This window comes from Nostoc sp. (genome assembly GCF_036917655.1).
In the GTDB taxonomy this organism is placed as follows: domain Bacteria; phylum Cyanobacteriota; class Cyanobacteriia; order Cyanobacteriales; family Nostocaceae; genus Nostoc.
The window spans coordinates 115,575-135,911 of the sequence record NZ_JBALCY010000065.1; the positions used below are offsets into that span (position 1 = coordinate 115,575).

12 protein-coding genes and 1 pseudogene are annotated in these 20,337 nt (G+C 38.3%); 11 read left to right on the forward strand and 2 right to left on the reverse strand.

Annotated elements, in window-relative coordinates; all coding sequences use genetic code 11:
• The first annotated feature begins 435 nt into the window (after positions 1–435).
• The 8 genes and pseudogenes from V7K30_RS22485 to V7K30_RS22520 all read left to right on the forward strand — a co-directional run bounded on the left by V7K30_RS22485 (position 436) and on the right by V7K30_RS22520 (position 8,880).
• Positions 436–2,004, forward strand: a complete 1,569-nt coding sequence (locus V7K30_RS22485) for a glycosyltransferase family 39 protein (protein WP_335003029.1) — start codon at positions 436–438, stop codon at positions 2,002–2,004.
• 100 nt (positions 2,005–2,104) lie between these two features.
• A complete protein-coding gene (locus V7K30_RS22490) occupies positions 2,105–2,608 on the forward strand; it encodes a hypothetical protein (RefSeq protein ID WP_335003031.1) in 504 nt (167 codons plus the stop codon).
• 60 nt (positions 2,609–2,668) lie between these two features.
• Positions 2,669–2,938: pseudogene (locus V7K30_RS22495) on the forward strand (dTDP-4-dehydrorhamnose 3,5-epimerase family protein); the annotation flags it as partial.
• An 88-nt stretch (positions 2,939–3,026) separates the two neighbouring features.
• Complete coding sequence (locus tag V7K30_RS22500) at positions 3,027–5,183, forward strand: hypothetical protein (protein WP_335003033.1); 2,157 nt, start codon at positions 3,027–3,029, stop codon at positions 5,181–5,183.
• A gap of 402 nt (positions 5,184–5,585) precedes the next feature.
• Positions 5,586–5,981 (forward strand): GtrA family protein, encoded by a 396-nt coding sequence (locus V7K30_RS22505; RefSeq protein ID WP_335003035.1) that lies wholly within the window; start codon positions 5,586–5,588, stop codon positions 5,979–5,981.
• Positions 5,982–6,030: 49 nt separating this feature from the next.
• A complete protein-coding gene (locus tag V7K30_RS22510) occupies positions 6,031–7,032 on the forward strand; it encodes a glycosyltransferase family 2 protein (RefSeq protein ID WP_335003036.1) in 1,002 nt (333 codons plus the stop codon).
• A 65-nt stretch (positions 7,033–7,097) separates the two neighbouring features.
• Positions 7,098–8,225, forward strand: coding sequence for a dTDP-4-amino-4,6-dideoxygalactose transaminase (gene rffA / locus V7K30_RS22515; RefSeq protein WP_335003038.1), 1,128 nt, complete (start codon positions 7,098–7,100; stop codon positions 8,223–8,225).
• 55 nt (positions 8,226–8,280) lie between these two features.
• A complete protein-coding gene (locus V7K30_RS22520; RefSeq protein ID WP_335003040.1) occupies positions 8,281–8,880 on the forward strand; it encodes a class I SAM-dependent methyltransferase in 600 nt (199 codons plus the stop codon).
• A 210-nt stretch (positions 8,881–9,090) separates the two neighbouring features.
• Here V7K30_RS22520 and V7K30_RS22525 read toward each other — a convergent pair whose 3' ends face one another.
• Both V7K30_RS22525 and V7K30_RS22530 read right to left on the reverse strand, forming a co-directional pair.
• Complete coding sequence (locus V7K30_RS22525) at positions 9,091–10,194, reverse strand: PepSY-associated TM helix domain-containing protein (RefSeq protein WP_335003042.1); 1,104 nt, start codon at positions 10,192–10,194, stop codon at positions 9,091–9,093.
• Between the two features lie 478 nt (positions 10,195–10,672).
• A complete protein-coding gene (locus V7K30_RS22530; RefSeq protein WP_335003044.1) occupies positions 10,673–13,327 on the reverse strand; it encodes a TonB-dependent siderophore receptor in 2,655 nt (884 codons plus the stop codon).
• Positions 13,328–14,711: 1,384 nt separating this feature from the next.
• Here V7K30_RS22530 and V7K30_RS22535 point away from each other — a divergent pair.
• The 3 genes from V7K30_RS22535 to V7K30_RS22545 are packed head-to-tail and all read left to right on the forward strand — an operon-like array spanning position 14,712 to position 20,218.
• A complete protein-coding gene (locus tag V7K30_RS22535) occupies positions 14,712–18,227 on the forward strand; it encodes a condensation domain-containing protein (RefSeq protein ID WP_335003046.1) in 3,516 nt (1,171 codons plus the stop codon).
• A 22-nt stretch (positions 18,228–18,249) separates the two neighbouring features.
• Positions 18,250–19,122: a hypothetical protein gene (locus V7K30_RS22540; protein WP_335003048.1), complete on the forward strand. Its 873-nt coding sequence runs from the start codon at positions 18,250–18,252 to the stop codon at positions 19,120–19,122.
• Between the two features lie 55 nt (positions 19,123–19,177).
• Entirely contained in the window at positions 19,178–20,218 is a 1,041-nt protein-coding gene (locus V7K30_RS22545) for a TauD/TfdA family dioxygenase (RefSeq protein WP_335003050.1), read from the forward strand.
• Positions 20,219–20,337: the final 119 nt, after the last annotated feature.

Consider the following 20,337-nt stretch of genomic DNA (forward strand, 5'->3'; position numbering starts at 1 on the left):
AACTATGTCATTGCGAACGCAGCAAAGCAGAATGAAGCAATGGAAAGGTTTTAATTAATTAATTTACATTTTGTTACATAGTTATATTTATTCCTGTCTACCTACTTAATCCTTGTTTTAGAGGGACAAATCCCAATAAAGTTACATTCATTTTCTTGGCTTTTATCACTAAATCAAGGATTTTAAGTTTTGTATTTAGTGCTTAAATAACACCAGATCTTTTGGTGCAAGATGTGAGCCTCTATCCTTTGTCTGTATTAATGTAATGCTGGCTGTGATTGGTGAAACTTTAATTATTTCTACCCCTCCTGATCCACCTCTTTTTCTAGCTAATTCTAAAGGATGGTAGTCAATAGGGTTTCACATAGAGAAAAGAACAATGTAACTACAGCAGTCTATGTTCTTGTGTAAATTTTTTTTGATGCGAAAAAAATTATGAATATTGTAGATTTTTCAGTGTTGTTAATATGCTGTTTAAGTTTTGGATTTAGCTGTATTGAATCAAGTGTTAATCTGGATAGCGCTCATTGGGGATTTATGTATGTACAAGCCCTCGATCTAAAAAGAGGCTTAATTCCTTATCAAGAAACATTCACTATTTACGGAATTCTGACAAGCTGGATTCAAAGTCTTTCTCTCAGTTTATTTGGAGAAAGGATGATATCTATTGGTATAGCTACTGGTATATTTTATTCTCTAAGTATTTTTTTGTCATATCAAATATTTTTAAAAATCCTGCCTAAATATTTTGCTTATTTTGCAACCCTTTTGATTTTTCTTTTACATACGTATATTATCTATCCATGGTCAAATTACTACTCATATACATTTTTATTATTATCAATACTGATATTATTTGCTGTAAAAAAAGATATTAGCAATATGTTTTTTTCTGGATTCTTTTTAGGATTATCTTTATTATGTAGATACTCATCAGTTCAAGCAACATTACTTCCTTTCTTGTTATTTTTAGTTTACGAAACTCTTTTAAAAAGAGATAGCAAAAAAGCTAATTTATCAAATGCTTTGTTTTTTATTTTAGGACTTTTAATTCCGATATCGTTATTTCTATTCTTTTTGATCTACCACGGTGTCCTAAACGACTTCTTCATACAAAATAAAATTATGTTGTTAGAATCGGATCAGGGAGTTACTGTATTAACATTTATACCGATACTATTCAACTCGATTATTACATCTGGAGGAGAGAATGCTCTAGGAGACAATCCTGACTCAAGAATATTTTCTTTCACAATTATTTTCTTTTGGAATCTTGTAACACTATTATATTTTCTATTCCAACAATTATTTTTAAAGAAAATTTTAACTAAAGATGAAGTTATTGTGATGGCATTTTGTGTAATCACCCTTTTTGGATACTTAAATGCTATTCATATTTATGAAGTGTTTAGATTAGCCAATAGTTCATCTCTTGGTATTGGAGTTATCATTTATAGCATTGTCAAAATATTGCCCCGGCTTGATCGCAAGATTAAAATAGTTATGCTATTACCATTAATTTCTATTTGTTTTATTTGGGCTAATAGTCTTATTTTTTCAGAAACCAGTTCTGTTTACTTTCCTTGGAAATTAGATACCTTAATGGGTAAAGAAGTTATCCCAACTGAAATTAGCATTTTTAGAGGAAAAATTTTAAGCAAAAAATATTATCAATTCTATCAGGAAATTTTTAACGAGATATCAAAATTTGACAATTCACACTACATAGTGAACTATACATTAGACTCTGTTGCTATGGCAATTAATAATTTACCAAAAGTTCAAATGTCATCATATTATTTTCCCTCAATCGAACAGGTATACCCTAAAGAAGCAAAAAGAATTCAGGAAGTAATTAATGCAAAAAAGGCTGTAATTATCTCAAATAAAGATATTCACATAGTTGGATACAAAGTTATTTTTAGTAAGCCTTGGTCTTTTGCTGAAGTGCCATGGATGGGTCATGACAAATCTATATATATTAGTGTTCCGGAAAAAACCTAAATGTAAGTTATCTATAATTTCATCAGTCACAATTTCTGCTTTTGCTTAGTTCTCGGCTTTAATCTTACTTTTAATAACATTCATACATTAACTTTTCATCATGGAATTATTTGCAGAGATTATTGTTAAAGCTAAGACAAGGTTACTTAAAATGCATTTTGAAAGAGGTGGTTATGGCTATGGAGTGATGCTCCCAACGCATCATGCACTTGAAGACTATGGAACTATGCTCTGTCTGAGCAATATGCATGTCTTCGTGCCTGCTTTTGCCGCAGATGTTCTAGAAATTATCAATCAGCTTACTAACTTAGAGCATCCTGCTTATCTGCGCCTCGGTAGGTGTGAAAAGCCAAAGGATTTAGAGCTTCCCAAGTATTCTTCTTGGCGGCGATTGATGAAGGGTGAAGGAGCCACGATTTTAGTTGTTGGCCCTTTGGCTGGAAGTATCGTTGAGGCGGCAAAGCATTTGAGTGAGTGCGATCGTCCAGACATCTGGGTTTTAACTGAATTGCCAGAGCAAGTTAAGCAAAGACCCCATTTTATTCGTCGCACGATTATTAAGAATGGAGAAATTAGATCCCCTTACTATAGTGTGAAAAATTAAATAAATATAAGAAATAAAAATATGCTTGAAACCTCAGAAAAAATCACTTAAAAATAATCAAGTTTTGGTAAATGGGTTGGTGTGTACCTGAGTGCTTAGAATAAAAAATTACTCTGGATACCAGCAGGTTTTGCTCACGGTTTTGTTGTGTTATCTGATGTAGCTGAGGTATTGTACAACACCACAGACTACTATGCACCACAGCATGATCGATACATTCATTGGAACGATCCTGACTTAGCGATCGCCTGGCCGATTCAAGGTGAGCCAGTCATATCTGCTAAAGCTCGATCTGGTAAGTTGCTGCCAGAAGCACAAGTCTTTGCATAAAAATCCTGATTCATCGAGGCTGATCCCGAATTTAATTCGCTGCGGGCTTTCAAACAGATTAAAGTATTATTTATGAAAGGAAGATTAAATGATTGCAAGCATTAAAAATAAATCAAGTTTTCTAACTATCACTACCGCTACTATTACTCTAATTGCAATAGGTTATTATTTTGCAGAAACTGAATGGAATATCGTTGAATTCCTGCGCTTTTGTGCAGGAGCCGTTTTACTTTTGATGCCTCTGGGTGCTTTATTTTATCTGCTGTTAAAGCGACAAGTACAAGAGCCGATAGTTCGTTTTACATTTAGCGCGATCGCTAGCTATACACTAACAACTTTAATTTACTTTGGATTAGCTGTATTTAAGCTAGAATTATTATTTTACATTGGAGCAATTGCAATTTTTATTGGGTTGATTATTTACTCAATCCGCAAAAAAATTTACTTGAACATTCAGATTAATCTCCTCATCTGGCAGCAATTTGATTGGGTACTCGCTTTATTAATTGCAGTCACTTTAGTGGTTAATATTCCCTACCAAATACCCTGGAAATATAACCCTATAACTAACACTTATAAATCAACAGTATGCTTTGATTGTCATTACTTTATAAGTGAAGCCTACGAATTGGCCAGACACGTACCACCTCTACAGCAACCAAGTAGAGCAGGAACACCTGAAACCGCATATCACATGTTTCCCCATCTGACAACCATGTTGCTCTCACGCTTCACAGGTCAGACTGATATGCAGAGGGTACAGATTGTTTATCATTACATAATTATCGAAATTGGGATGTGTCTGGCACTATACAGCATCGTCAAAACTTTGACTAATAGTAAGATAGCCGCATATCTGGCAACAGCAACAATGTATGTTACAGCCATCCCATACCCCCCTTTAGTAAAAAACGATACTGACTTATTTTACTTTACTTTGTTTCCCCATGTTTCTAGTGGAATAGAAACACTTAGCATATTTATCCCACAAATGTATAGTGGGATGTTAGTCGCTTATGGAATTATTATCGGAGTTTTACACATTTCTGTTCGTTGCTATCAAAAACAACCAGTAGGTATCGTTCTCATCATTACGGCAATCATGATTGTGGCAATAAGCCGTTTTCGGATTCATGTATTTTTACCAATGCTGCCAGGTTTTTTGTTATTGGCAGCCTATGGCTGGAAACGCACTAAGCAAAAGGCATACCTTGTTGCTGCTGGTCTTGCTGTTGTTTTAGGTTTACTAATTTGTTTGGAGATGAAATCATCATACTATTTGGCTGGTAGTGCGAGTATCAAGTTAGGCTTTAATAATTTAACTAATCCCGAAAAATGGACTCACTGGATTAATGCTTGGCCATTTTCTTCAAATATTTATAACTTACTAAGCCGTTTAATTCATAACTCGACAGTATTTAAATGGGTTTGGCAAATAGTATCCATGTCTGCTTTTGTTGCCTTGAATATGATAGGTATTCCTTTGCTCATTATCACTAGTATTTACCTATCAAACAAACCAGCACGTCAAGAGTTTCTCCTGTTTACGAGCCTGATTGTATGGATGATAGTTGTGTCAACTCTGAGTGCAATGTGTCTAACAAATGATTATGACAGTTACTCACTTGCAGGGCAAATGATGTTTCCAACACGCTGGTATTTATTTGTACTAATGATTCCTGGACTTTATTATGTTTACCAGTTTTTCAAACCTCATCTATTCTTAACTAGACCAATGCAGATTAGTTTAGTAGTCGCTTTTATCGTAATATCTCAGGCTGCTCAACAGCTTGCTAGACCAAGTTTATTAATGACTAAGATGTATTCTGAAGGACCCACAATAAATGCTAGTGAACGAATTGCTCTGGTTTATATTCATGACAATACGCCACAAAACTCTGTCATCTTAACGAATAAGTATGTTGATGATTCTGATTTCTTATTAACTAGTATTGGTGGTAGGGCAGCTTATCTAGAAAATACGTATGAAGTTGTAAGCAAGCTAACATTGAAAGCTTATCCCTCAGATGATCGGAAGCAAGTTATTAAAGACTTATGGGCAACATCTCAACCAGAGCGATTTTGCCGACTCCTGATGACAACTCCAGCGACCCATATAATCGAGTATTCAACTCATCCCTTACTTGTAAATAACCCACTCTGTATGCAGCCCATTTGGGAAAGCTCTAATCAAAGTATTCCAGCTTCATCTGAAAAAGTAACTATCTGGAAAATCAATTTTTAAGAGGATGTTTGAAAAGTGTATGGCTGTGATTTTAGGCACTTATTGCTCCCCCATAACCCCAGGGCAAACACATCTAAATTATACTTGCTCATGACCAAGGCTAAGAACTAACGAGAAAATCAGTATTTATCGTTTGGTTTAGTTTCCAGACTCAAAGCACTCGCCTAAATATTTGTCAATAAGCAGGGATTAATGCGACTATTTTGGAACTTGTTGAGAATTAGAGGATCTTGTTGACATGATGCGTTTGCCCTGCCCATAACCCCCCTTTTTTATCGGGATTTAGAGGAGCTAGAACGTTTTGATACCTACAATGGTTATAAGCAAATTGAAATTTATTACGAACGATATAGACGCTTTGCTGGAGATGTAATTACTTCGTACTATGGAACTCATAATGAAATGAAAAGTATTTATTATCCTTCCAAAAGATTTATAAGGTTTCTGATAGTAGGGGTAATTAATACATTTTTTGGTTATTCGCTATTTGCTTTGTTACTTTTGCTAAACTTACGTTATGAAATTGCATCTTTAGTATCAATCCTATGTGGAGTATTTTTTAATTTTAAAACTATTGGAGTAATTGTATTCAAAAACAAAAACAACACTCTTGTTTTTAAATTTATAGGAGTTTATGCTATTATCTATTTAATGCAAATATTTTTACTAAAACAATTAATTGCTTACAAAATTAACCTATTTTTAGCTGGAGCTTTAATTTTACTTCCTCTCGCCTTAGTCTCATATACATTAAATAAAATATTTGTTTTTCCAAAAGATAAACCAAAAAAAATGTGAATTCTCAAGATACCGTCTGCAAAAATATAAAACCACGGAGGGCTTAACATTGGCTTATATTTCTGTTGTCATTCCTGTTTATAAAGCTGAAGGTTCTCTACATGAGCTTTATCAAAGGTTAAAAGCCTCTCTTGAAATTATTTCTGAAGACTTTGAGATAATTTTAGTTGAGGATTGTGGAGGCGATCGCTCCTGGGAAATCATAGTAGAATTAGCTAAAAAAGATTCGCGAATTAAAGGGATTCAATTTAGTCGCAACTTTGGTCAGCAATATGGTATTACAGCTGGCTTAGATCACTGTAATGCAGAGTGGGTTATAGTTATGGACTGTGACTTGCAAGATCGTCCTGAAGAAATTCCTCGTTTATACGCTAAAGCACAAGAAGGCTACGATATAGTATTGGCTAGGAGAGGTAAGCGAAAACACCATATTTTGAAGCGCCTTACTTCCTGGCTATTCTATAAAGTTTTCAGCTATCTAGCAGATATTAATTACGATGGACAAGTTGGAATCTTTCGGATTATTTCTAGGAAAATTGTAGATAATTTTCGTCTTATGCGTGAACAACTAAGATTTTTTAGTGTTCTGGTACACTGGATGGGTTTTCCCACTGCTAGTATTGACATTCAACATGATAGTCGTTTCGCTGGAAAAAGTACATATACCTTGAGTAAGTTGTGGAAACTGGGAAGCGAAACTTTAATTGCTTATTCTGATAAACCTCTCAGATTATCAGTAAAGCTGGGTTTCTTAATATCTTTGCTGGCTTTTATATACGGTACTTATATTTTTATTGATGCCTTACTTTATGGCTCAACAGTTACAGGTTGGAGTAGCCTGATTGTTTCTTTGTATTTTCTTGGTGGAATTATTATTGCTATTTTAGGAATCATCGGTATTTACTTGGGAAAAACTTTTGATGAAACAAAAAAAAGACCACTATATATAATTAGACAATATTCTGATAATAAGAACAATGATGAAAAACATCTTGCAGATGAAAATAGTTTTTTCTTAGCCGATATCAAAGGTTTAAAAGGTAAAGGTTAACAATAAAATAAATTACATACATCATCAGGTTAAAAATTTATAAGATAATTATGGAAATTTACCCAATGAACATACCTTTTAATAAGCCATTCGCTACATCTAAAGAAATAGACTATATTCAGCAAGCAATTACTAAGGGTCATCTTTCTGGAAATGGTGATTTTACCAAAAAAAACCATGCTTGGTTAGAATCAAAAATTGGTTGTTGTAAAGCACTATTAACTCATTCTTGCACAGCAGCATTAGAGATGGCAGCTATACTTGCAGATATCCAGCCTGGAGATGAGGTAATTATGCCGTCCTATACTTTTGTATCTACTGCTAATGCCTTCGTTTTACGTGGGGGCGTCCCAACATTTGTCGATATTCGTCCAGATACCCTGAATATTGATGAATCTCAGATCGAGGCGGCAATCACTTCCAAAACAAAAGCGATAGTACCAGTACATTATGCTGGAGTGGGCTGTGAAATGGACGAGATTATGAAAATTGCCCAACATTACCAGTTATTAATTATTGAGGATGCAGCACAAGGGCTAGATGCAACTTACAAAGGGCGATCGCTAGGAAGTATTGGACATTTGGCAGCTGTCAGCTTCCATGAAACTAAGAATCTGATTTGTGGTGAAGGCGGTGCTTTGTTAGTTAACCATCCAGAATTAATTGAACGCAGTGAGATTGTCTGGGAAAAAGGCACTAACCGTAACCAGTTTTTCCGAGGACAGGTAGACAAATACACTTGGGTAGATATTGGTTCATCCTATCTACCTAGTGAGATCAGTGCAGCTTTTCTGTGGGCACAAATGGAAGCAATAGAGACTATCACCCAGAAAAGAATGGATATCTGGCAGCAATACCATCAAGCTTTTGCCGATTTAGAAACTCAAGGTAAGGTGCGTCGTCCCATCATCCCTATAGAATGTCAGCATAATGCTCATATGTATTATTTACTCTTACCAAACCTCGAAAGCCGTAATACTTTGATTGAAAAATTGCGGAGTTTTGGTATAAAGTCTGTCTTCCATTATGTTCCTTTGCACAGTTCCCCAGCTGGCATAAAGTATGGTCGCACTCATGGCTCTCTGACTATCACTAATTTATTTAGCGATCGCTTAGTCAGGCTACCACTATGGGTTGGGTTAAATCAAGTATCTACAATTATTGACATAGTTTATAAAATACTAAGCCATTAAAACTTAATTATTTTCACATTAACATTAATAGGTTGTAAATATTCAGGTAAAAAAAATGAAAAGTCTAATTTATTCAAATCCAACCTTTTATAATATAACGATGAGACTCATCTATGGAAAAGGCTTCCATAACCGATACAAAAGTATTGCATCATTAATTCCAGAAAATTCAACAGTTCTTGAAGCTTGCTGTGGAGACTGCTACTTATACAAACACTATTTATTGCCTAAAAATGTTAAATATACGGGACTTGATATTAACAGGAACTTCATATCTAGTGCTAAAAAATCGGGTATTAATGTAATATATCATAATTTATTATCGAGTGATTATATTCCAGAGACTGAATATATCATTATTCAAGCGAGTATGTACCATTTTCTTCCAAATGATGTAGATTTCATATATAAAAAGCTATTTGAGGCAACTAAAAAAGAAATAATAATTGTAGAGCCAATTAAGAATTTTTCGACATCTTCAAACTGGATTATTAAATTGATTAGTAGATATTTAGCTAATCCGGGAACTGGACATGCTACACAACGGTTTACCGCAACAACATTTCAAGAGTTTTGCTATAGATATTCTGGCAACCTCAAAAATTTGTTTAAAATTGCAAATGGGAGAGAAATGTGTGCTATTTTTCACAAGTAAGTTGTTTATCCCTTTTCTAGTTTCATTCATGGAAACCCAACATTTTGCGGGGTTTGTTGGTTAACGTATTGCCTCAACCAACCTATGAATATTCTTAACCGAATGGCACTAAGATAAGTCCAAAGTCTTGTGTTACCTCGTTCTCAGAATCTAGAATCCACTGCTTTTTCCGGTCAATTAAGTTTGACGGTTATTTGATAGTTCTATTACCTAATTGTGGCGGACAGATTTTTCCTGGTAGCGATGTTGGTACATGACAAAGCCAGTGATAAATAAAATCAAGGGTGACAATCCGACGAATACGTAGAGAATGCGGGTGGGTAAGCCACCAAAAGTACCATAGTGCAGGGGACTAAAGGAATTGAGGATGCGATCGCCTAATGACACCTTTAAAGAACTACTCACTTGTAGAACCTCACCGCTATATTGGTCAAGAGAAACATCGCTATACTCTTCCTTTAGCTTAAAGCTAAATGCTAAGATTTCTTCTGGTTGACCTGGGAAGTAAATTTTCGACAGCGATGCATCTGGTAAAGCAGCTTGAGCGGTTTTTAATTGGTCTGTAAGTCCTAGTGGAGACTTTCCCGCAATGGGAACAGATACCAGATTGGGTTGCGGCTTGCTGAAGGTAATAGCATAGATTATGGGGTTAGCGAACTCAGAGAAATTCCAGCAAAACCCCGTAAAAAATGTAAATGTCAGAAATACTACTGTAATAAAGCCAGCAACTTTGTGAATATCAAAGTTAACTCGCTTAGGATGGGCATTCCACTTAATTTTGAAGCCGGAAATTAACCTGCGCCAACCCGGCCAGAGGAGAATACCTGTAATGCTCAAGATGGTCATCAATAACCCAATAACGCCAACAAACTTAAGTCCAATGTCACCCCCTAAAAGGGCATAGTGCAGTGGATAGATAACGTCAAAAAACATCTTTTGGATTAAGCTTGGCTTCGAGTTGAGAATTGCTCCTGTATATGGGTTAACGTAGATTGGGAGCCAGTCAATTTCCTTTGTTTTCAGGATGACAGTCATCGACTCATTGGGCTTTGTGGGTAGGTAAAACCTCTGGAATTTTACACCTAGTTGATCAGCATATATCTTTTTGACATTGTTCAACACAACCTCAACTGGTAGTTGTTTCCCTTGAGGTGTAATTATGCCAGATTGGAGGTGCTGATCAAAGTTGTCAATTTCTGAGTGGAAGACCAATAAACTACCAGTCAAGCCGACAATAATTGCAATCAGTCCCACCGCTAAACCAATGTAGCGGTGCAGAGTAAATACGAAGTTACGTAGTTTTTTATAGTTCATGCTAGACGCTTCTTTGCACAATTTCAGGTTTGATTTTTACCCCCCTCAATTCTTCCGATGTATTGCTACGGTCTACACACAAGTCGAGTTGGGAATCAAATGGACAGAAAAGAACGGAAAATTATTTTTAAAATCCTTGATTTTCCGTTGTACCTATATCAATAATCTGACACTATTGATAATCAACTTGATCAACTTAACGGGACTTAAACATTTTTGAGAGATAAACAAGCCTCAAATCTATGCTGAGTAGGGTAAATACACCAAATAGTCAAAAATGGCTGAAACTCAGATATATCAATAAACCAAACAAAACGATGTCAAAGTATTTCTGTATATAGATTTGAGGCTTTTTTGTGGTTGTTTTTTGTCTAAGTCCCATTAAAACCTTGCCTAATAAGGCTTGTATCCTAGCAGGCAAGAATTTTAGGACTTGTGTATACACCGTAGCCTTTACAAGGAGAGGGAAAGGGTGGGGTCAAAAACTCACTGAAATTGTGCCCTGAAGTGTAAAAGGTGCTTGGGGGAAAATTAGGTAGCCGTTTGTTTCGGAATAATTGATATTGAAAATGTTCTTAAAGTTGAGCGCCGCTCGCCAGTTATCGCGTTTGTAAGAGATAGAAGCATCGGTTCTGACATAGGAAGGAAGGGTATAGGGATCTGACTGATTAGCAATACGATCGCCTACAAAAAACAACCCTGTACCAAACTGTAACCCTTGCAAATCACCACGTTGAATTTCGTAGGTTGTCCACAGACTAGCGCCATGATAGGGTGCATTTGCAAAACGCCGACCTATGTTTGTGGGATCAGTATCTTCGCTAACATAGGCATCATTTAAATAACTAGAAGCGATCACTTTCCAACCTGGTAAAATCTGTCCTGCAATATCCAGTTCAATACCTCGACTTTTAACCTCTCCAATGGGAATTGAATAATTCGGATTTTGAGGATCTACGGTAGCAATGTTGGTTTTGGTAATGTCATAGGCGGCTAACGTTGCGGAAAGTCGTTTATCAAAAAGTTCAGCTTTAACGCCCACCTCATACTGTGTACTGTGAGAAGGATCTATGAACTCTTGGTTTACTCTCTGGGCATTGTTTGGTTCAAACGATTTACTGTAACTGGCATACAGCGAGATCGGTTCTATCGGTTGATAAACAATCCCCACACGCGGGGAAAAGGCTTCATCGTAAAAAACAGTAGAAACGGCGTTGTTGTTGATAAAGTCATATCTGCCACCTAGAAGCAATTTCAGATTTGGCAGTAATGTCACTTGGTCTTGTAGATAAATTCCCTCCGTATTCTGGATCGAAGCCGGTCCAGCAGTCTCTAAAACATATGGAGGAAGCGGGCTATTAATCGGATTAAAAATGTCTATTGAAGGAAACTCATCATTAGTTAAGTCTATACCTGCATTCCGACTAGTCGCTCGATTCAATTCAAACCCAAACAGCAGTTGGTGAGCGATGGAACCCGTTTTGAATTTACCAATCAAATCTGTTTGCAGCGTTAAACTATCGTTATAACTTACACCCCCCCCTAAACTACGGTCTAAAGTTCGACCATCTGCGTCTACGTCACTATAAAAATTAGCATATGCACCATCTAAGTACTCAAATCGCCCAGTAAATCCACTCCTCAGTCGTAAATTATCACTCAACTGTTGGTCTAGTGTTACATTGAAACGATGCACTTGAATAATTTGATAATCATTAGTGTCGCCCAAATTGCGATTTCTGGGCAAGTTAGAAAAGGCGGGAAAAGGCGAAAAGCCTCGGTCGAACCCAAGCTTCGCATCAAGATATTCATAGGCGAAGTTTAGGGTTGTCGCATCACTAATCTTGTAAGTTAAAGCCGGAGATATAAAGAAAATTTTATTGTTAATGAAATCCCGATAACTGCCAGAATCCTCATTGGAAATATTCAACCGATATAACAATCGTTTGTCTTCAGTCAGTGGTCCTGACAGGTCGAGTGTGGGCTTATAAAAATCGTAGCTTCCGACGGTAAACTCAGCTGAATAATAGGGTTCGCTCAAGGGTTGCTTTGTGATGTAATTTACTAAACCTCCTGGTGCAGCCTGCCCGTACAACACTGATCCCGGACCTTTCAGTACTTCCACTCGGTCAATATTCGCACCATCAGTAAAGAAAGGCGAAGTTGCAAATCCATCCCTTAATACATTACTTACAAAACCGCGTAGGTTGACATCGCCAATGAGGTTGCCATAGCCCGTTTGGATCGTTGCACCAGAAACATTGCGAACAGCATCTGAAATCCGCGTGATTCCTTGATCCTTGATCACTTGTTGGGGAATCACCTGAATCGACTGAGGAATGTCACGCAGAGGAGTGTCGGTTCTGGTTGCAGTTGATGCTTCAGGTGCATTATATCCATCAAGATCACCCGTCACCACCAGTTCAATCGGCTTATCAGTAGAAGCTGCTGGTTGTTGGGGCTGAGTTGGAGTTGCAGGCTGTTGTTGTGGCGTTTGATGTTGTTGTGTTGTAGATGCTGCACTAGCTACGCTAAAAATCAAACCCTCATCAGGACTGTCAAACAACTCTACAGTCGGTACACTCGCTTCACCAATCACCGTCACCCGGATAGTATTGGCATTAAAATTCGTGACTGTTATCTGTGTAACACCCTTTACAGGCTTATCTGAGCGGAATATGAATGCTTCGCCTGATGGTAGACGCAATTGAGCATTGGGAATATCAGTGATGAAATTGCTACCAGCACTGCGATTGACTAGTTGCAACTGTTGCCCTTTCGAGGTTTGTAAAATCACCTCCACACCTTTAGTGGTGGGATTTGCCTTAACTGAGGTAACTTGCACAACTTCAGTTTGCTGCGTGTTTGGTGGTGTTGGTGACTGCACTAACATTCTGGCGCTCTGGGCTGGATGCTCTATCTGACTTACTAGCCGAATCTGTCGGATTGGTTCAACAGTCTCTCCTTTGGTAATCAGAGATGTTTCTTGAGTAGAACTCGCGTCAGCCTCACCAGATGTCGTATTCTTATAAACTCTAATTGATGGTATTTCTTCGCTTCTAGTAGGACTTGTGACCAACATGAGAATAAGACCTGCAAGCAATAGACTAGGAACAAGCTGCTTAGACTTCATTAGACATCTCCAGAAATTAATTATGCGTTGCCCAAAATCCTTGGTAGGCACAATTCATGAATTGTGCCTACGTCATTTTCACTCCTATGTCTATTAGATATCTCCTGAAAAAGAATATCAAAGCCTTATGCAGTCAGGATCAATATCTCATTTCTGGAGATGTCTAATTAGCATCTGTTGGAGTTTATTTGGGAAGCTCTGATACACCTATCCCTACTTCTTTACTTCTAGCAGCAGTTGCGATCAACACAGTCAAAGAGCTTGTTAACAACAGGTAGGGAAGCAATTTTTTCAGTTTCATTCCAATTCAGATCCTCACGGTCTACTAGTACCCTTAGGGCTTAATAGAAAATTTTTTCATTTCAAATCTGAAATTAAACTATTTTGGCCATAAAGTAAAGTTGATAATAGATTGCAAGATATTTGACAGTTATTATCAAGTTTTTTCAGTCTCCTAAAGCCACAATACAGTTAGCCTCTTGAGTAGATGGACTCAAATTGATACAGCTAGAAGACAAGTACTGTTAGGGTAAATGTTCTCCTAATAGACATTTGGAAGACTTTGAAATACTTTTATAAATAAGCTCAGGTATATTATTATGCAGCGACATCAACAAGAAATACACCGGACTTCATCTGAATTGAATACAAGAGTAGCTAGGGCGAATAGAATTCGCAGCAACACAAACGTAGGCAAAGCCTTCCCGCAGGCAGGGTAGTCCGCGGAGGCGGACTAAGGCCAAATCAAGGTTTTGAAACCCACGGAGGTGCGTAAAGCCTCGTGTAGACGCGGCTTATAACTGCCCTTTTAACGTAAAATTGAAGTACCTTGTCCCTGTGATGGTCTGTATTCTACCCGGTTAAAAACTGCTCTAACTTGCTGCGATCGCTAACCAGAAATCAGCTTAATCTACGGAAAACAGGGATTTTAAGAAAAATAAGCTAATGTTTTTACACAAATCTATAAGTATTAACTATCAATGACTAGTTGCATAAAGAGGTACTCTCCTCTAAAGTAAGCAAAGTACTTGAAAAAAGCTCTCAATAAAATTTATAAAAGTTTATCGAGGTGAGATTTGCAATAGCGTCTAGTATTCCGCTAAGGACTCCCTTATTTAGGTTCTCCTGAAAGAGCTAGAAAGTCTTAGCTGAATGGCACTAAAATAAGCCCAAAGTCTTGTGTTGCCTAGTTCCCAGTCTGAGGCTAAGAAGCAGTCAGGGCAATATCTGTGTCTCAACTTAGTGCCATTAGACTCTAAGCATTTTTTTAATTACGTTAGGGCAGCATTAGCAAGTCCGCAAGCGTCATTACAAATTAGTAATTATTTTTTGAATGTGTCGCAGCAGTTTTTAAGCAAGAGTGTATTTAGTTCTGGAAAGTCAAATGGCTATACAAATCAAGGACTTCAAAGAAATTGATCGTAACTTGACGGTTGTTGATATTCTGCATCAAAGAAGCTTGACGCAGCCAGATACAATTGCTTTCACCTTCCTTGAAGATGGAGAAACACAACAATCAACATTGACTTATCAACAACTGGTGAAGCGCTCTTGTGCGATCGCATCTCAACTCCAAGCTTTAAACTTAAAGGGAGAACGAGCCTTATTACTTTATCCACCTGGACTAGATTACTTAACTGCTTTTTTTGGTTGTCTATACGCTGGAGTTGTTGCAGTTCCGGCTTATCCACCTCGCAATCAACGCAAAACACCCAGAATAAGCGCTATTACTACAGATGCACAACCTAGCATCGCTCTGACTACAACAGCGATGCTCCCGACATTACAATCCATATTTGCACAAACAACAAACCTAGAAAGTCTCCACTGGTTGACTACAGACGATATAGCGCCAGGTCTAGAAGATGCTTGGCAACAAACTAAAATCAATCCAGATACCTTAGCTTTTCTGCAATATACATCGGGTTCTACAGGGACACCAAAGGGAGTCATGCTTAGTCACGGCAATTTGCTCCACAATGCCGCCATGACTTACCAAATCATGGAACATTCTCCTAGTAGTAAATTTGTTTCCTGGCTACCTGTCTACCATGATATGGGGTTGATTGGTGGTATTTTGCAACCTTTGTATGGGGGATTTCCTTGCATCTTGATGTCCCCCACGGCTTTTTTACAACGACCTTATCGCTGGTTGCAGGCAATTTCTCACCACAGGGGTACTACTAGTGGTAGTCCTAACTTTGCTTATGAATTGTGTATTCAAAAGATTACCCCTGAACAAAAAGAAACCCTTGATTTAAGTAGTTGGAGTGTTGCGTTTAATGGGGCTGAACCCATCCGGCAGCATACATTAGAACGGTTTGCAGACGCCTTTGCAGAGTGTGGCTTTCGTCCTGAAGCATTTTACCCCTGTTACGGGATGGCAGAAGCAACCCTAATGATTTCTGGTGGGATAAAGAAAGCTTTACCTCCTGGCAAAACAGTTGCAAAATCTGCACTTTCCAGAAACCAGGTTGTTGAAGCAAATATTGATAGTGAAGATATTCAAAATTTTGTCAGTTGTGGTCAAACTTTACCACAACAACAAATTGCGATCGCACACCCAGAGACTCTTACCCGTTGTCAACCTGACGAAGTTGGAGAAATTTGGGTATCAGGCCCTAGTGTTGGGCAAGGTTATTGGCATCGGCAAGAAGAGACAGAGCAAATATTCCACGCCTATCTTCAAGACACAGGAGTTACCGCCGCATCAGGGCCATTTTTACGGACTGGTGACTTAGGCTTTTTGCAGAATGGAGAACTCTTCATTACAGGTCGAGCCAAAGATTTAATTATCATTAGAGGTCGTAATCTCTACCCACAAGACATCGAACTAACTACAGAACGCAGCCATTCATCATTGCGGTTAGGTAGCTGTGCAGCTTTTGCAGTAGAAGTTGCTCATGAAGAACGGCTAATAGTAGTGCAGGAATTGGAATTTCGTGCCAAACCAAATTTTGAAGAAGTTACTGCCGCAATTCGTCAGGCGGTTACAGAAGCATATGAGGTGCAAGTATATGCAGTAATCCTAATCAAACCAGGTAGTATTCCCAAAACTTCTAGCGGCAAAATTCAACGCCGTGCAACAAAAGCAAATTTTTTGGCAAACAAGCTGGAAGTTATCAGCCAGAGTATTCTGGATAGTGCAGATTACCTTGATAACGAGACGAATCTGAGCCGTGAAGCAATTATGGCAACAGCACCAGAAGCACGCTTGCCATTGCTGATATCTTACTTACAAAAACAAATTGCTCAGATATTAAAAGTCGCAGTTTCCCAAGTAAAACCAGAGCAACCACTAAATACCTTGGGACTAGATTCCTTAATAGTCTTCGATCTAAAAAATCGAATTCAAGTAGACTTTGGGGTAGCAATATCCGTCGAAGATTTTTTCCAAGATGCTAGTGTCATTCTGCTGGCAATGCAAATCCTTCCTCAATTAACAACTACAAAACCCTCAGAACCACCACTAAAGCCCATTCCTCGCAATCAAGAACTACCCCTATGTCTGTCCCAAGAACGCTTGTGGTTCCTTAACCAGTTAGAACCTCATAACCCCTTCTACAATGTTCCCATTGCAGTATGTTTAACTGGGAAGCTGCATCTGGCAACATTAGAACAAAGTCTTAACAAAATCGTGCAGCGTCACGAAGCCTTGCGAACTAGCTTTTCATCTGTGAAAGGGCGACCAATTCAGGTGATTAGCCCAAATGTGAAGTTGACACTACCAGTTTTGGAATTACCAGAAGCAACTGTGGCTGAGGCTTTGCGCGTCGCCACCGAGTTCGCGCAAAAACCCTTTGATTTATCACAGCCGCCACTGCTGCGAGTTCAACTTCTGTATCTAAAACCAGAGGAGCATATATTGCTCTTTACCATGCACCACATTATTGCGGATGGTTGGTCTATTGGTATTCTGATTCAAGAACTAGCAGAGATTTACCAAGCTATTTCTCATGGCTTACCCTCACCACTTCTTGAACTTCCCATCCAGTACGCAGATTTTGCTGATTGGCAGAGAAAATGGCTGCAAGGAGAGATTCTTCATACCCAACTTGATTACTGGAAACAGCAGTTGAGCGGTAATCTATCGGTACTGCAACTGACTACAGACAGACCACGACCAGCTATACAAACCTTCACTGGTAAAAAGCAATTTCTAGCATTTCCTAAAGCTCTAAGTGAGGCAGTAAAAGAATTAAATCAGCGAGAGGGTGTCACTCAGTTTATGACACTCATCGCAGTATTCAAGACGTTGTTGTACTGTTATACAAACCAACAGGAAATTTTAGTTGGTTCACCTGTCGCAGGTCGCACCAGAGCAGAAACTCAAGGGCTAATAGGGTTTTTTATCAATACCCTGGTGCTGCGTACCAACCTATCGGGTAATCCAAGTTTTCGGGCGTTGTTAGCGCGAGTCCGCGAAGTGGCTTTGGGCGCTTACGCTCATCAAGAATTGCCCTTTGAAAAGTTAGTGGAAGAATTACACCCGGAACGGGACTTAAGCCACAATCCACTTTTCCAAGTGATGTTTATTCTGCAAAATGCTCCGATTCCATCTATAGAGCTTCCAGATCTCACTCTGCATCCTCTAGAAGTTGATAGCGGTACATCCAAGTTTGATTTGAAATTCAGCATTTGGGAAAGTGCAGAAGGTTTTAATGGCTCATTGGAGTACAAAACAGACTTATTTGATGCCAAGACTATTGATCGAATGATTGATAATTTTGAAATCCTGCTACGGAATGTTGTTGAACATCCAGATATCAGACTGAATGAGTTAGCTGAAATCCTCGTTGCATCTGACAAAGAGCAACAGCAAATTCAAGAAAAACAATTGGAATACACCTCATTAGAAAAGCTGAAGCTAACTAAGCGTCAAGTAATTCATAGAGCATAAAGAATACATCGGAGTACCATCAATGAACTTAATCCAATCCTTTAAGAATTTTCCGCGTCAAATTACAGCATTTCTCCAGCCAAATGATTTAAGTAAAGTGGCGGCTCTTTATACCCATGATGAATGGCCTAGGCTGCGGTTTGCTCATCGCTATCAAAGTCATTTTGCTCCCCTAAAATGGAAAAAACTCAAGATTTTGGCAATTGGCATAGGGGGTTACGAAGATCACACAATTGGAGGTGAGGCTTTAAAAACTTGGAAAACCTATTTTCCAAATAGTATGATCTATGGTATTGATATTGTAGATAAAAGGTATTTAGAAGAAGACCGCATTAAAATATTTTATGGCGATCAAAATGATGAATCTTTTACCAAAGATATTTTAAGTGAAATAGGGGGATTAGACATCATCATTGAGGATGGCAGTTCGGCTAACGAAGATCATATTAAAGCCTTCTATAAATTGTTTCCTGTACTCAACGAAGGTGGGATTTATGCTGCGGAAAATATCCATCATTCTTACTGGCCAAGTCTTGGGGGAAAGTGGTCAGATTTTGGTAAAGAAAATCTTTGGCTGCAAAGCTGGGTAAAGCTTGGTGGTAGTCTTGACTTGAACGACCCAAAAACTGTTATGAATATGTTCAAAAGATTAGTTGATGGGTTGAATTATGAAGAATTCATAAATCCCGGCTATACCCCATCTTATTTTGATAGAAATATTGTTTCTTTGCACTTTTATCACAATTTAGTAATTGTGTATAAAGGGAACAATAACGAAGACAGCAATTTTATTGAAAACAACACGTTGCAACCATTCGTTTTGGAGATGCTAGGTGTCAATTCATTAGACGAACTGGGACTAGAATTCCCTAAAATTAAGCAGCAAGCAGAATAAATTAGTTTGACTTTTACCAGTATTAAAAGCTGAAGGTAATTCATGGAGCAGAATTATGACAATTCCAGAGTCCCCAAAACTTAGCCTCAATAAGTTACGGATGATTAAACGGCAAGGTGTCAATGTTTCCCCAGCCGAATTGATTAAAATAGCACCTCTAGTAACGAAAAATTCGCTTCCTTTGCTTATGCAACCTACTATAGATGGAGTGAATTTAGTTACTTGGGCGGCGAGTAATCAGGAGTTGATTACAAATCATCTATTTAAACATGGGGGAATCCTATTTCGTAATTTTCAGGTGAAGAACTACCTAGAGTTTGAGCAGTTTATCAAAAGCGTGACTGGAGAGTTGCTGGAATATCGCGATCGCTCTTCACCACGCAGCCCAATCCAAGGTAATATTTATACTTCAACTGACTATCCTGCCAACTCCAGTATTTTTCTGCACAGCGAACTTTCTTACGCCAAAACCTGGCCTTTAAAGATTTTCTTTTTTTGCATTCAGCCTGCACAACAAGGAGGAGAAACACCAATTGCAGACACTCGCAAATTGTTGCAACGGATTGATGGTAAGATTTGCGATCGCTTCACTCAAAAAGGAGTCATGTACGTTCGTAACTTTGGCGACGGCTTTGGCTTACCTTGGCAAACAGTTTTTCAAACAACCAATCCAGCCGAGGTAGAAGCATTTTGTCGTAGCAATGGCATTGAGTTCGAGTGGAAAGAGGGTAATCGCTTGAGAACCCGTCAAGTTCGTCAGGCGGTTGCTACACACCCACAAACAAATCAACTAGTGTGGTTTAATCACGCTGCCTTCTTTCATATCTCAACTTTGGAAGCAAGCATCCGCGAACCATTATTAGCAGAGTTTCCAGAATCAGATTTGCCTCACAATACTTATTACGGTGATGGTTCAGCAATTGAACCTGCCGTGCTAGATGAAATCCGCACTGCCTACCAACAAGAAATGGTTATTTTTCCCTGGCAAGCTGGAGATATTTTAATGCTCGATAATATGCTGACAGCACATGGACGGATGCCATTTATGGGAGCGCGAAAAGTCGTAGTGGGAATGGCGGAACAATTTAGTAATTAATATCATGTCCGCCAAATTAACCATAATAAAAGAACCCCTCCCCGCAGGCTCTTAGGGGAGCTAAAGCGCAGCTTTTACGGGGTGGGCTTGGGGGTATTATGCTTAATTACCCGGAGATC